11 protein-coding genes are annotated in these 13,779 nt (G+C 65.9%); all 11 read right to left on the bottom strand.

Going from position 1 to position 13,779, the window contains the following annotated elements; translation table 11 throughout:
• Positions 1–45: 45 nt before the first annotated feature.
• The gene (locus DM373_RS00490) at positions 46–870 is read right to left on the bottom strand and encodes an SDR family oxidoreductase (protein ID WP_110991676.1); all 825 of its coding nucleotides are present in this window, start codon (positions 868–870) and stop codon (positions 46–48) included.
• Between the two features lie 124 nt (positions 871–994).
• On the bottom strand, positions 995–1,459 hold the full coding sequence (locus tag DM373_RS00485; protein ID WP_110991675.1) for a multidrug transporter: 465 nt from the start codon (positions 1,457–1,459) through the stop codon (positions 995–997).
• 177 nt (positions 1,460–1,636) lie between these two features.
• Positions 1,637–3,091 (bottom strand): mannose-1-phosphate guanylyltransferase/mannose-6-phosphate isomerase, encoded by a 1,455-nt coding sequence (locus DM373_RS00480; protein WP_110991674.1) that lies wholly within the window; start codon positions 3,089–3,091, stop codon positions 1,637–1,639.
• 35 nt (positions 3,092–3,126) lie between these two features.
• Entirely contained in the window at positions 3,127–3,774 is a 648-nt protein-coding gene (locus DM373_RS00475; protein ID WP_110991673.1) for an alginate O-acetyltransferase AlgF, read from the bottom strand.
• A 20-nt stretch (positions 3,775–3,794) separates the two neighbouring features.
• Positions 3,795–4,955 carry an alginate O-acetyltransferase gene (locus DM373_RS00470; protein WP_110991672.1) on the bottom strand — a complete coding sequence of 387 codons (1,161 nt, stop codon included), beginning with the start codon at positions 4,953–4,955 and terminating at the stop codon, positions 3,795–3,797.
• A gap of 10 nt (positions 4,956–4,965) precedes the next feature.
• A complete protein-coding gene (locus tag DM373_RS00465) occupies positions 4,966–6,423 on the bottom strand; it encodes an MBOAT family O-acyltransferase (protein ID WP_110991671.1) in 1,458 nt (485 codons plus the stop codon).
• A gap of 178 nt (positions 6,424–6,601) precedes the next feature.
• Entirely contained in the window at positions 6,602–7,705 is a 1,104-nt protein-coding gene (locus DM373_RS00460) for a mannuronate-specific alginate lyase (RefSeq protein WP_110991670.1), read from the bottom strand.
• Between the two features lie 7 nt (positions 7,706–7,712).
• A complete protein-coding gene (locus tag DM373_RS00455; protein WP_110991669.1) occupies positions 7,713–9,158 on the bottom strand; it encodes an alginate O-acetyltransferase in 1,446 nt (481 codons plus the stop codon).
• Between the two features lie 13 nt (positions 9,159–9,171).
• Entirely contained in the window at positions 9,172–10,728 is a 1,557-nt protein-coding gene (algG, locus tag DM373_RS00450) for a mannuronan 5-epimerase AlgG (protein WP_110991668.1), read from the bottom strand.
• A 19-nt stretch (positions 10,729–10,747) separates the two neighbouring features.
• Positions 10,748–12,226 carry an alginate export family protein gene (locus tag DM373_RS00445; protein WP_110991667.1) on the bottom strand — a complete coding sequence of 493 codons (1,479 nt, stop codon included), beginning with the start codon at positions 12,224–12,226 and terminating at the stop codon, positions 10,748–10,750.
• Positions 12,223–13,779, bottom strand: coding sequence for an alginate biosynthesis TPR repeat lipoprotein AlgK (gene algK / locus DM373_RS00440; RefSeq protein WP_244215019.1), 1,557 nt, complete (start codon positions 13,777–13,779; stop codon positions 12,223–12,225). The genes DM373_RS00445 and algK overlap by 4 nt, the downstream gene beginning before the upstream one ends.

Raw genomic sequence — 13,779 nt, 5'->3', positions numbered from 1 at the left:
CCCGCTCCCACGGTTGTGTGGGAGCGGGCTTGCCCCGCGATGGCTTCAGAGCGGCCGCAACAAGCCGAACCGCTTGCGCAGTACCCAATCCAGCAGCCTCTGCGGCAGCACCCGCGCCATCAACGGCAACGCCGTGCTGCCATTGCCGATCCGCACCAGTGCCGGCACGGGCGACTTGCGCGTAGCGGCCAGCAAGCGTTGGGCAAACACCGCCGCCGAGGTCGGCCGATCCTGCGAAGCCCGCGCCCGGGCCTGCACCTGCTCACGCAACGGCCACCACGGCGAATCGCTCGCCAGCACCTGCTCTGCCTGTTGCTGGGCATTGCTGGCGAACTGCGAGGCAATCGCCCCCGGCTGCACTTCCATCACCCGGATACCGAACGGTGCCAGCTCCAGGCGCAGCACGTCGGTCAGCCCATGCACCGCCGCCTTCGAGGCGCAGTAGGCGCCGGCGAATGGCGTGACCAGCACGCCCGAGACACTGCCGATGTTCACCACCAGCCCACGCGAACGGCGCAGCAGCGGGAACAGCGCGCGGGTCACGCCCACCAGGGCGAAGACGTTGGTTTCGAACTGTTGGCGCATGGCCTCGACACCGCCGTCGAGCAGCGGGCCCATGGCGCCGTAGCCGGCGTTGTTGATGAGGATGTCGAGGCCGTCGTGGCGGTCTTGCAGCTCGTCGGCCAGGCGGGTCAGTGCCTCGCTGTCATTCACATCCAGTTGCCGTGCGGCGAAGCCGGCGGCGAGCAGGGTGTCGACATCGTCGAGCTTGCGGGCGGTGGCCCAGACTTCGTGGCCGGCATCGCGAAAGGCGTCGGCCAGGGCGCGGCCGATGCCGCTGGAACAACCGGTGATGAGGACGGTGGGCATGGGGCGGGCCTGTGTTAGTTGGACATGGGTGTCATGGCTACCGGCCTCATCGCGGGGCAAGCCCGCTCCCACGACGCCGACTCAAGGCATTGTGGGAGCGGGCTTGCCCCGCGATGAGTCGGACTCAATTGGCGAATGTACCTTGCAGATGCTCGGCACGAAACTCCAGGGTTTGCGGCCGATACCCCGAACGCAGCGGCGGCAACGGCAGGCAGTCGCTCCACTCGGCGCCGGGCTGCAATTCGCCCGGGCCGCGATAGCGCGGTGCGGCATAGGTGTTCTCGGCAAGGTTCACGGTATCGCCCGGGGCATAGGCGCCCACGCGCCAGCGCAGCTCAGACAAGGGGACCTTGTTGCCGTTCTTCATGCGCACCTGCAGGGCGCGGTCGGCGGGGCATTGATCGGGGGCGTAACTCAGGCGCAGATCGAGGCGCGCCAGTTGCGAGGCTTCGCGGTTGTCTTGCCAGGCGACGCCCAGTGCCACCAGCCCCAGGCCGCACACGGCCGCCAGGGAAATCGGCAGGGCCTTGGCCGGGTAGCGCAGCAGCAGGACCAGCCAGGTGAGGACGAGCAGGGCGCCGATGATCATGGTGGAGCAGGCCTTGGTGGCGGGGGTTTGACCATCCTAGCCGCAAAATGAGCAGGCCTCAAAAACGCAATCGCGGGGCAAGCCCGCTCCCACGCTGTGCACAGTCTCCCGGAATCCAGGCCAGGGAGAGCAGCCAACAGCGTGGGAGCGGGCTTGCCCCGCGAAGATGCCCCAGGCTTACTGCGCGATGGTCTTCACCGATATCCCACGCTCGACCGGCGTGGACGTACGCCCATACACATCCTCGAAGCGCTCGATATCATCCTCGCCGAGGTAGCTCCCGGACTGCACTTCGATGATCTCCAGCGGGATCTTGCCCGGGTTGCGCAGGCGGTGCACCGAGGCGATCGGAATGTACGTGGACTGGTTCTCGGTCAGCAGGAACACGTTTTCGTCACAGGTCACCTCGGCAGTGCCGGACACCACGATCCAGTGTTCGGCGCGGTGGTGATGCATCTGCAGCGACAGCGCCGCGCCCGGCTTGACGGTGATGTGCTTGACCTGGAAGCGCCCGCCCATGTCCACCGAGTCGTACGAACCCCACGGGCGGTACACCTCCAGGTGGTTCTGGGTTTCCGTGCGGCCCTGGGCATCGAGGGTGTTGACCAGTTGCTTGACCCCCTGAACCTTGTCCTTGTGGGCGATCATCATGGCGTCCTTGGTTTCCACCACCACGATGTTCTCAAGGCCGATCACCGACACCAGTTTGCCGTTGCCGTGGATCATGCAGTTGTGGCTGTCCTGCACCACCACGTCGCCCTTGGTGACGTTGCCGTTGTCGTCCTTCTCGTGCACGTCCCATAGCGACGACCAGCAACCCACGTCGCTCCAGCCGGCCGACAGCGGCACCACGCAGGCGCGCTGGGTCTTTTCCATCACGGCGTAGTCGATGGAGTTGTCCGGGCAGCAGGCAAAGGTGGCTTCGTCGATGCTCAGCACATCGGCCGCTTCGTCACTGCGCTCCAGGGCCAGCAGGCAGGTGTCGTAGATGTCCGGGTCGTGTTTCTTCAGCTCTTCGAGGAAGCGGCTGGCGCGGAACAGGAACATGCCGCTGTTCCAGAAGTAGCCGCCGGCACGGACGAACTCGGCGGCGCGTTTTTCGTCGGGCTTTTCGACGAACTGCGCCACCCGGGCCACACCTTCGGGCAGCAGCGCATCCTGGCTTGAGCGGATGTAGCCGTAGCCGGTCTCGGGCTTGGTCGCCGGCACGCCGAACAGCACCATCTCGCCGCGCTCGGCGGCCACGGTGGCCAGGGCCAGGGCGCGTTGCAGGGCCTTCTGGTCCTCGATCACGTGGTCGGCCGGCAGCACCAGCATCAGTTCGTCACGGCCTTCGTTGACCAGTTTCATGGCGGTCATCGCCACGGCCGGCGCGGTGTTGCGCCCGAACGGCTCCATCAGGATGGCCTGGGTTTCAAGTTTCAGGGCGCCCAGCTGCTCCTGGACGATGAACTTGTGGTCCTTGTTGCAGACCACGATGGGCGTGTCCATGCCGTCGAACACCAGGCGCTGGATGGTCTGCTGGAACAGCGTGTGCTCGCCGGTCAGGGCCAGGAACTGCTTGGGGAACTGCTTGCGCGACAAAGGCCACAGACGCGAACCGCTACCACCAGAAAGAATTACCGGGATCATGTTGTTTCTCCAATAAGGTCGTTAAGAGGCAGGGATCAGTTAGTGGACACAGGGCGGGTGACCCAGACCGGCGACAGGCTGCTGCCGGACCCGGTGACATACAGCACGGCCGCTTCGCCGCGCTCCAGGGCGACGGGTTTGACGTCGCCGACTTTCTTGTCGCCTGCATACAGCGCGAGGTTGACCTTCACCGGGTTGATCTCGCGCTCGCCACGGCCCTTGGCCGCCACCGGCTTGACCACTTCGGTCTTGCCGTCGGCGGTTTTCAGGGTCAGTTGCTGGTCGCTGAGGTTCTGCACGCGGACCAGGGCTTTCTGCTTGTTCTTGAACGGTGGCTCTTCGATCAGCTGCGGGTTGGAGCCTGCGTTGTTGACCAGGGTGTAGTACTTGTCAGCGGCCAGCTTGACCGGGACGTTCTTGCCGCCGACCTGGGCGGTGTAGTCACCGCCGGGCAGGAAGCTGAAGTCGCTGCTGGCCTGGGCGCCGACCTGCTTGATCTGGGTATTGCCCACGCTCGCCGCAGTAGGGGCGCTGGTGGCGTTGTACAGGCGCACGAAGGTCGAACCTTTCGGCGCACTCGGGCCGTACAGGGCGGCGTCGGCACCGGCGAAGGCCTGCATCGAGGCCAGGCTCAGGCCGGCAGCGAGGGTGAGGGCTTTGGCAATGGAAGTCTTGGTGGTCATGTGCGTGTTCCTCTCTATCTTCAGTGGTCCGTCCGGTTGGACGACAGGGCCAGGTTTTCTTCGGATTTGCGGGAGTTCTTCAGCTGCGCGATCCACTGCGGATCGAAGGCGCTGAGGTCGTTCTTCATTGGCAGATATCGTTCGGGGAATTCCCACACCACAACCTGTGGCGGGGCGTTCTTGAAGGCGTCGCTTTGCAGGTACTTGAGCATTGGCAGCAGCGGGCCGTGGCCGTCTTCGGCATAGTTGGCGACGTCGCTGCGCAGGGCCTGCTGCAGGGCGCCGAGGAAGTTCCAATGCGGGTTGGCGCTGTAGCTGGTGCCCACCAGCGCCACCGGGATCCGGCTGTCGTCGAACAGCGCGTCGTCGCCGCTTTCGCCTTCGGCCTGCACCGGCTGGGTCTTGCGTTGCTGCAGGGTGTCCGGGGTGGGCAGCAGGTTGCTGAACAGCGGGTCCAGCGGCAGGAAATTGGTCAGGTCACCCTTGTACGGCGCGCTGGCGCCGGCCTCGGTGATGTACTCCTGGGGTTCGCCGCTGAGCAGGCCCTGGCGGTTGACGGCTTCGGCCAAAGATTGCGCGACCACCTCGGCGCCCAGCGGCGTCCAGTGGGTGTCGGTGCGCAGGAACACCTGGCCACGGGCCTTGGCTTGCTCCAGCGGGGCCAGCAGGTCGGGGGCGAACACATTGGCCTGACGCACCTGGGCGTGGAACTGGTTGAACAGGTCGTCGTGCAGGCTGGCCGGCGTCTCTTTGCCGAGGTACTCGGCATACAGGCGGGCCTTGGCCGGGACGATCGCCAGCACCAGTTGCACGCCCTGGCGCTGCAAGCTGTCGCGGATGCCGCGCACCAGCGCCAGGTTGTCCTGCATCTGCTGTTGCGCGCCGACGGTGGGTTTGAATTCTTCGTCGCTGAACAGCCATTGGTCGCGGCCCAGCACTACACCGGGGCGGCCTTCATTGAACAGCTTGAAGTCCAGCGCGGCCCACAGGTTGGTACCCAGGCGCTTGATCGGGAACTGCTCGTCGTAGTGGGTTTCGGCGGCTTTGGCCAGCTTGCCGTCGAGCAGGGTCATCTGCCCGGTGCGGGTGAAGCCGTCCAGCCCACCGACCGACCAGGCGCCCAGCCCGACCAGCAGGCCCATGAACGACAGGGAGTAAGTGATGCGAAGTGTCCGGTTCATGTGTCGGGCCTCAGAACTGGAAGTACAGGAAGGGTGAGTAGCTCTGCGCCGAGAGCTTGAGCACCGAGGCGATGAACAGCAGCAGCACCAGGGCGCGGGTCATGATTCGCGTCCAGTCCAGGCCAACCGAGCCATCGGCGTTGATCTGCACCGGGGTGGCCTTGGGGGCCGGCGTGGCATTGCGGTAGAAGTCGCGCAGGCCGAAGAACGCCAGGCTCAGGTAGGCCACGATCAGGGTCGCGACTTGCAGGCCGGTGAGGTTGGCGCGGTTGAGTTCCGACAGTTGCCAGTCGCCGAAGCTGAACATGGCGCCGTACATGCGTGCGGCCACGTGCAGGTTCTCGGCGCGGAAGATCACCCAGCCGACCACCACCAGCAGGAAGGTGAAGGCCCATTTCACCGGGTTGAAACGCTGCGGGTTGGTGTCCAGGCCCAGTGCGCGTTCGATGGCCAGCCACAGGCCGTGCCAGGCGCCCCAGATGATGTAGGTGAAGTTGGCGCCGTGCCACAGCCCGCCCAGCAGCATGGTCAGGAACAGGTTGCGGTAGGTGTTGAAGGTGCCTTTGCGGTTGCCGCCCAGGGTGATGTACAGGTAGTCGCGCAGCCAGGTGGACAGGCTGATGTGCCAGCGCCGCCAGAACTCGGTGATCGACTGGCTGATGTAGGGCTGCTTGAAGTTCTCCATGAAGCGAAAGCCCATCATCAGGCCCAGGCCGATGGCCATGTCGCTGTAGCCACTGAAGTCGAAGTACAGCTGCGCGGTGTAGGCCAGCGCACCGAGCCAGGCATCGCCGGTGGTGGGGTTCTGCAGGGCGAAGCAGTGGTCGGCGACCACCGCCAGGGTGTCGGCGATGAACACCTTCTTGATGAAGCCCTGCATGAAGCGGGTGCAGCCTTCGGAGAACTTGTCCAGGGTGTGGGTGCGGTTGTTGAACTGGTCGACCAGGTCCTTGAAACGCAGCACGGGGCCGGCGATCAGGTGCGGGAAGATCGCCACGAAGGCCGCGAAGTCGATCAGGTTGCGGGTGGCCGGGGTGTCGCCGCGGTACACATCGATGATGTAGCTGATCGACTCGAAGATGTAGAACGAGATGCCGATCGGCAGCAGCACGTGGGTGAGGATGAACGGCTCCAGGCCCATCGAGGTCATGATCGCGTTGAGGCTGTCGACCCCGAAGTTGGCGTACTTGAAGTAGCCGAGAATGCACAGGTCGACGCCCACGCCCAGCAGCAGCCAGCGCTGGGCGGGCTTGGTGCGTACGCCAGCGGCGCCCACCTTGAGGCCGATCCAGTAGTTCCACAGGGTCACGCCCGCGAACAGGGCGAGGAAGTCCACCCGCCACCAGGCGTAGAAGATGTAGCTGGCAACCAGCAGCAGCAGGTTGCGATAGCGGTTCCCGCTCACGTAGTACAAGCCGAGGAAGACCGGCAGGAACAGGAACAGGAACACGTTGGACGAGAAGACCATCCCGGTTCTCCTAGTTATGCACAGCACCTGGGGCACAGCGCCCCCCAAACCCCCCACGAAAAATGTGGAGGATCACTATGGCGTGGGAGCGGGCTTGCCCCGCGATGAGGCCCGCAAGGGCAATGGCGTTGGCTCTGCTGACGCCATCGCGGGGCAAGCCCGCTCCCACGCAAACGACTTACTTTTTCTGTTCTGCGCTCGGGTCGTAGACCCGGGTCAGATCACCGCCCAGCCTGAAGCTGTTGAACGGCTGCATGCCGTGCTTGCGCTTGAGGGTCTGGGCGTCGCAGCGGTACAGCTGGCACCAGGGTTCGAGCCAGGCGTACTTGCTGTCGATCTTCAGGTCGCCCATGTCCTGCTTCTCGCCGTTGCGGGTCTTGAACGCGCTGGGGTCCTGCGAGCCGTTCAGCACCTTCTCGCCCAGGCGGCGCAGGGCGTTGTTGTTCTCGCCGCGCACATCCACGCCATTGGCCTGGGCGAAGCTGGCGATCATCGCCAGCGGCGGCAGGGCGTAGTTGTGGTAGGCCAGGGCGCGCTGCCTGCGCTTGAGCTCGTTGGGCAAGAAGCCCTGGGCATCGACCTGGTTGGCGCCGACCCGGTATTCCTTCACGGCCCAGTCGAACAGGTCGCGCCGGTCGGTGGCCACGGCGGTGGCCATCACCGACCAGGCCGCCCAGTAGCTGTGGTTGTTGATCTTCTCCAGTGGCAGGTCGCTCCAGTCGCGCACGGTTTGCGAGGCCAGGCGGCCCAGCCATTTTTCGATGGCTTCGGCCTCGGCCTGGTGCGCGGCCAGCGGCTGCGAGTTGGAGAACTTCAGGCGCAGCCACGAACCGCTCATGCTGCCCAGCGCCCATTTGCGCATGGACTTGCCGGTGTGGTTGTAGTCGGTGGACATCAGCGCGTCGGCGCGGGCCCAACTGCCGAGCCAGTCCAGGGCGCAGTCCAGCTGGGCCGGGCGGCCGTCGCGCATGTACTGGCCGATCATCTTGCTCACGCCTTTCTCGAGGGTGGTGATGTCCTTGGTCGAGTCGCGGAAGGCTTTCTCCGAGGCGACATTGAGCGTCGCCCGGGCCTTGTCGGAGCCCTCGTACTTGCTGCGAAACTGCAGCGAGCCGGTGTAGGGCCTGGGCGCCGCTTCGCAGCGGAAGTTGCCGTCGCCGGCCTTGAGCTTTTCGATGCCCTCGTAGTACCCCTGGGGCGGTACCAGCGCGGCCTGCGCCGCACCGCCGAACAGGGCGAGAGCGAGCAGGGCGGGGGCGGTCTTGTGGCTGATGGATGTCATGGTCGCCTCACTGGCCAGCTTGCGCGGTGTGTTGCGCAGGGTTGGCGAAGTTGTTGCGTTTGCACAGTTTCGCTTCGACTTTCTGGGTGCCGCTCTCCGGCCCCTGGACTTCCAGGGCCAGCAGGTTCTGGCCGGCCCAGTCTTCGTCCTCGCGCATCTGGAAGACGAAGCGGCCGTCGGTGTCGGAGGTCTCGGGCTTCTCGATCTTGATGTCCTCGTGGCGGCCGTTGAGGTACCACAGGGTGGCCTGCAGCACTTTCACCGAGCTGTCCTCGAACTTGATGTCGAGCTGGTGGTTGCGGTTGATCAGGTCCTTGATCACGCCGTTCTTGCCGTTGACCATCAGCTCGTTCTTGCCGGGCTTGAGGGTGGCGCTGGCGCTCATCTGCGCAGGGCGGCCGTCGCAGCCGTCGTCGAGCAGGCCGAGGATCTGCCGCCAGATGGTTTCCTGGTCCAGGCGGTACAGCGGGGAGAATTCCCAGATCAGGATCTTCGGTGGGTGGTTCTGGAATTCCTCGCTGCCCAGGTACTGGATCATCGAGCCCTCCAGGCCGCCGCCGGGGAAGGCGACGTTGAGCACGTCGGCGCCGATGTATTGCTCCAGGAAGCCCGAGAAGTTGTAGTTCTTGCCGCTGTGGCTGGTGCCCACCAGGGTGATCTGCGCGTTGCCCGAGTCACCGAACAGGTCGTCGCCGCCGCTGGCGCCGCCCTTGGGCTCGGTGGCGAACTGGTCCATGTACTGCACCGCGTAGCTGGTGCCGCAGAGCTGGCCGGCGACGTTGTGCAGGGTGCCGGTCTTGCCCATGCGCCCGGACTTTTTGGTCTCGAATTCCTTGCGCGGGATGCCTTCGAAGGCCGGCATGTGGTGCACGGTGTCGGCCACGATCTTGGCCGCGCGCTCGGCACCGTAGGGCGTCCAGTGCTGGTCGCCGCGGAAGTAGAAGTCCTTGCCCTGGTCGGCGGCGGCCAGCTGTTCGTTGGTCAGCGGCGACAGGTCGGGCACGTTGTAGCCCATCTTGGCGAAGCGGGCGAGCATGGCCTGGTAGTTGTGCAGGGCCTTCTGGTAATTGAACGCGGCCTTCTCTTCGGGCTTGAGCATGTTGCGGTTCACCAGGCCACGGGTGGGCTGATACACCACCACAAGCTCCACGCCGCGCTTCTTGAACGCGTCGTGCACTTGCTGCAGGCGTTTGTAGCCGCCGGGGGTGGTGTCGAACTCGGTGCGCAGGTCTTCACGGGTGCGGAACAGCCAGTCGCCCTGGGCTTGCACCAGGGTGGTGAAGTTCTGTTGGTAGCGCGTGGTGTAGCGGCTGGCGTCATGGGCCTCGGGGCACAGCTGGCAGCAGGGTTCGGCGCTGAAGGCCGGCGCCTTGACGTCCTCGGCGCGCACGCCCTGGCTGATGGCCAGGAGGGCGGCGGACAGGCCGAGCAGTTTGATCAGGTGTGGGGTCATGGTCTGGGCTTCCTTAATCGATCATTTCGGTCTGGCGTTCGACCGGGTCGATCAGCACGGCCTTCTGCTGGCGCACCAGCAGGTCGAGGATTTCGTCCTGGCGCTCGCCCAGCACACCGTTGAAGCTGATGCCGTTGGCCTTGCGCGGCATCAGCATCGACACCTTGTACAGCTCCACCGACAGCGGCGAGTCGATCGACAAGGGGCCGGAACCGTTGGCCGCCAGCTCGCCGCCGACCACGATCAGCGACACCTTGGTGTCGAACGGGTCGAGGGCGATGTCGCGGTCGGTGTCGGAGAGGTCCTTGATGTGCCCGTACACGCCCACCAGGCCATTGGCCATGGCGACGTTCTCGTACAGGCGGATGTTCACGCTGTTGCGCACGCGGATGCCGTGGCGGCGGTTGTTGATCAGCTTGTTGCCCCAGATCAGGTTGTCGCCGCTTTCGTACAAGGTGATGCCGTCGGTGTGGTTGCGGTAGATCTCGTTGTAGGCGATCAGGTTGTTGACGCTGTTGCGGTCGATCACCACGCCCGAGAGCTTGTTGTCGTAGCTCTTGTTGTTGATGATCCAGCTGTCGTTGACCTCGCGGGAGACGATGATCCCGTGCTTTTTCTTGGTGCCGTACACGGTGTTGCCGGCGATGATCAGGCGGTGCGAGCGGTCGTGGGGGTCGATGCCGTAGACGATGTTGTCGCGGTAGGTGCTGTCCTTGACCACGAAGTCGCTGGTCTCGTAGCAGTAGAAGCCGTACCACATGTCGCTGAACTCGGAGCCTAAGATCCAGCCGGTGGGTTCCGGGCGGCCCATCTGCTTGGCCATGTTCGGCGTGTACTGCGAGATGCTCACACCGTAGGACTTGGACTTGGCGTAGCCGAAGCTGGCCATCTTGCTGTTGACGATGTAGGTCTCGGTGCCGCCCCAGCTGAGCAGGAACGGGCGGAACTCATCGGGCTTGCGGAAGGTTGCCGGGCCATTGGCCTGTTCACGCCAGCCGGTCACCTGGGTGTCGCTGACGAACAGCTTGCCGTCGTTGACGATGAACGCGCCGCCCTCTTCGGACAGGCGCAGCTCCTTGACCTTGGCGTCGATCTCCAGCACGCCCTTGCGCCCGACCACGATCGGCAGGCGCGCCAGGTAGACACCCGGCGCGGTTTCGCGCAGGTACTGGTTGGGTACTTTCTTGCTCAGCTCCACCAGGTCGACATGCCCGTCGTCGACGAAGATCGCCTGGGGGATGCCGTGCTGGCGGCGCACCCATTCGGCGCCCTTGTTGTCGCCGCCGATGAACTCCTTGAGGGTGTCCTCCTGGAGCATGCGGCGCACGCTGACCTTGCCCTTGTGCGCGCGGTCGATCTTCTTCTGCACGGCGGCGGCGGTGTAGCCGGACAGGTCGGGCAGCTTGGGCGGGTCCATCAGCAGCGGCTCGATCGGCGCACTGGCAACGGTGTAGGTCTTGGCCTGTTGCAGCCCCTTGGCCATTTCCGGCTCGGCGGCCTGGGCCAGCCCTGCGGCCAGCAGCAGGGCGCTGGCCAGCAGGCTATGGCGAAGGTTCGGGTGCAGGTTCATGTCAAATCCTCTCCCGGCCTCAGAAGCGCCAGATCACGTCGACGAAGGCGCGGTGCATGTACGAGTCGGCTTCCTTGCCATAGGCGTCGCCTGGCTTGAACACACCGGCGCGCAGGCGCACCAGCGCCGAAGGCTCGTCGATCGACTGGCTGAGCGAGGCCGGCAGCAGGCCTTGCTTGAAGTACTTGGTCACGACCACGTCCATTTCCTGGCCGAGGTCTTTCTCGCCGTTGACCAGCGGGCGGTTCACGCCGCCGTCGTCGACCACTGCGTTGATGCCGCTGGAGCCGATGTTCTGCTTGCCGTCGACACGCCAGAACTTGTGGTAGATGAGGCTGGCGTCGTAGTCGTCGCGCAGCTGCCAGGAGGTGAACAGGGTGGCCGCCTGCAGGTTGCCCAGCTCGCCGCGGAAGGCCTCGCCGAAGCGGTGCACGCGCGAGCGGGTGCCGGTGAAGTTGGAGCGGTTGCTCTCAAGGCCGGTCTGCTCGAAGTTGTTCGAGCCGTCGCTGCCGCCGCCGCCGCTGCCTCGGGCATAGGCCGCGCCGACCTGCCAGTTGGGGTCCAGGCGCAGGCGGATGCCAAGGTCGGTGGCCCAGGCATTGACGTCGCCGCTCTGCTTGCCGGTGGCGACCTGGTCGTTGCCCACTGCCTGGCTGCTGAGGGTGTCGCGGTCGCCGGTCAGCCAGGTGAGGCTGCCCCAGTAGTTGACGGTGTGGTCGTTGCGCCAGTTGTAGGCGTCGCTGTTGGCTTCCAGGCCCAGCCAGGTGAGATCGCCGGTGCGGGTCTTGTCGAGGGCGTCGACGGTTTCGCCGGGGCGCTTCAGGCTGCCGCTGTCGTGGGTGTGGTGGGCGCGCACGCCGACCCAATGGCCGGGCGTCCACTGGGTGGCGACGTTGCCGAAGATGTGCGTGCGGTCCTTGTCTTCCGGGGCCAGCTCGGTGAGGTCGGTGCGGTATTCGCTGAAGCGCTGGGCCACGCCCAGGTCGGCCTTGAGCAGGGTGGTGTCGAAGGTCCAGTTCAGTGCTTCGATGTTGGTGTCGCGCCACATGCCATCGTCGCTGCGCAGGCGCTGGCGGCCCAGGCGCAGTTGCTCGCCGGGGTAGGCGGTGAGGCCGCTGTAGCCGACCCAGAACTCGCGCATGGCCAGGTAGCTTTTGTCCGGCTTGCGGCTGTCGTCGCCATTGTCGGTGGTGCTGCCGTCGTCGTTCTGGCGCAGGGTGTCGGTTTCGATGATGTCGGTGGCGGTGACCGCCTGGCCCATGGCGAAGGCGCTCCAGTTGCCACGCTCGCCGTACACCCAGGGGCGCAGATCGAGGCCGACGCCGTTGACGTCGCCGCCTGCGCGGGTGCCCAGGTCGCGGTCGTCCTCGGACTGGCCGGTGATTTTCACATCCAGGCCGAAGTTCTTCTGTGCGGTTTCGGCGGCCAGGGTCGGCATCGACCACAACAGGGCGAAACTCAGGCCGATGCCGGCTTTCACGAAGGGGTTGAGCGTCATAGCGAATCCTCGGCGTCTACGGCTGTTTCGTCGTCTTGCAGGGCCTCGATGGCCAGGGTGCTGTTGGCGCCCTGAAACAGGCTGCTGCGCGCCTGTCTTTCCTGCGCCAGCAGTTGCTGGGCCTGGCTGCGCTGCTCGGGCGTGAGCTGCTGGTCGAGCTGCTGCAACAGCTCGCTCGACTGCGGCGTGGGGTTGGCCTGCGCCAGTTGCGCGAACACCCAGGCATTGGTGGGCGCGGGGCGGATGCCATGGCCTTCGCTGAACAGCTGGGCGAGGGCGTAGTCGGCGCTGTTCTGCCCGCCACGGGCGGCGCTGAGCAGGTGGTCGACGGCTTTCTGCGGCGCCACGCTGCCCAGGTAGCCACGGCGGTAGAGCTGGCCGAGGTAGTAGTCGGCGCTGACTTCACCGGCGTCGGCGGCGGCCTGCAGGTGCTGCTCGGCCTTGGCGGCATCGGCCGGCACGGTCTTGCCTTCGTAATAGAGGCGGCCCAGCAGCAGCTCGGCGCGCGGCTGTTCGGCTTCGCGGCCCTTGTCGATGTAGGCCAGCAACTGGTCGGTGTCGCCCAGTTCGGGGAAGTCGTAGAGCAGCTGCGCCAGGCTCACCCAGGACGCCGGGTTGGCCGGGGCGACTTGCTCCAGCAGGGCCTTGGCGGTCTTCTCGTCGGTCTGGCCCAGGCTGCGGTCGGCCAGCACGCGGGCGACGCTGTCGACCCGGGTGGCCGGCACCGCGCCACGGGCGTAGGCGGCCTTGAGCTGGTCGAGCAGGGCGGCCTGTTGCTCGGGCTGGGCGCGTTTCTGGTAGACGGTGGCCAGTTCGACGTAGCAGATGTCGGTGCTGGCCAGCGCGGCCTTGCAGATTTTTTCCACCTCGCCCAGGTGCTGGTCGTAGCTGCCCTGGGTGCGGTACAGCAGTACCTGGGCCAGGCCGGCCTCGGGGTTGCCGGCGGCGCGCCACTGGTCGATCTGCTGCTGGGCGTTGACCTTGGGGAAGCTCTGCGGGTACTGCAGGTAGAGCATCGCCAGCGGGATCAGGGTGTTGCCTTCGCCTTGCAGCGCGGCCTGCTTGAGCAGGTGCTCGGCCTCCTCGCGTTCGGCCTGGGTACTGTCGGGCTTGGCCACCAGCAGGCGGCCAAGGCGGGCCTGGGCGCGGGGCGAGGTGGCGGCAGCGGCGCGGTAGGTGGCCTCGGCCTGCTTGAGCTTGGCCGGCTCGCGGGTGGCCACCTGGATGTCGGCCAGGCCCACTTGCGCGTCGCTGTAGCCCAGGTCGGCCAGGGCCTTGTAGTTGCGCTCGGCGGTGGCGGTGTCGCCGCGCTTGAGCGCTTCGTTGGCCAGGCGCTGGTCGGGCAGGCCGGCACAGCCGGCCAGGGTGATGGCCAGGGCCAGGGTGCACCAGGTGTAGGGGCGAGCGCTTTGCGCTCGATCGCGGGGCAAGCCCGCTCCCACGGGGTGAGGCGCGGACTCTGCAGGAGCGGCCTTGTGCCGCGAACGAGGGCGCAGCCCTCGCAACACAGGCGACACCGCCCCCACAGCAGAAACACGGTTGAAAGGTTTCAT

This window comes from Pseudomonas sichuanensis (genome assembly GCF_003231305.1).
Classification (GTDB): Bacteria; Pseudomonadota; Gammaproteobacteria; order Pseudomonadales; family Pseudomonadaceae; genus Aquipseudomonas; species Aquipseudomonas sichuanensis.
Note: the sequence above shows the minus strand (reverse complement) of the source record. Positions and strands in the feature narration are given on the sequence as shown.

Bases quoted from the DNA above. Each gene is read 5' to 3' on its own strand.
- DM373_RS00490 (WP_110991676.1), bottom strand. From the start codon at position 870: ATGCCCACCGTCCTCATCACCGGTTGTTCCAGCGGCATCGGCCGCGCC.
- DM373_RS00485 (WP_110991675.1), bottom strand. From the start codon at position 1,459: ATGATCATCGGCGCCCTGCTCGTCCTCACCTGGCTGGTCCTGCTGCTG.
- DM373_RS00480 (WP_110991674.1), bottom strand. From the start codon at position 3,091: ATGATCCCGGTAATTCTTTCTGGTGGTAGCGGTTCGCGTCTGTGGCCT.
- DM373_RS00475 (WP_110991673.1), bottom strand. From the start codon at position 3,774: ATGACCACCAAGACTTCCATTGCCAAAGCCCTCACCCTCGCTGCCGGC.
- DM373_RS00470 (WP_110991672.1), bottom strand. From the start codon at position 4,955: ATGAACCGGACACTTCGCATCACTTACTCCCTGTCGTTCATGGGCCTG.
- DM373_RS00465 (WP_110991671.1), bottom strand. From the start codon at position 6,423: ATGGTCTTCTCGTCCAACGTGTTCCTGTTCCTGTTCCTGCCGGTCTTC.
- DM373_RS00460 (WP_110991670.1), bottom strand. From the start codon at position 7,705: ATGACATCCATCAGCCACAAGACCGCCCCCGCCCTGCTCGCTCTCGCC.
- DM373_RS00455 (WP_110991669.1), bottom strand. From the start codon at position 9,158: ATGACCCCACACCTGATCAAACTGCTCGGCCTGTCCGCCGCCCTCCTG.
- algG (WP_110991668.1), bottom strand. From the start codon at position 10,728: ATGAACCTGCACCCGAACCTTCGCCATAGCCTGCTGGCCAGCGCCCTG.
- DM373_RS00445 (WP_110991667.1), bottom strand. From the start codon at position 12,226: ATGACGCTCAACCCCTTCGTGAAAGCCGGCATCGGCCTGAGTTTCGCC.
- algK (WP_244215019.1), bottom strand. From the start codon at position 13,779: ATGAAACCTTTCAACCGTGTTTCTGCTGTGGGGGCGGTGTCGCCTGTG.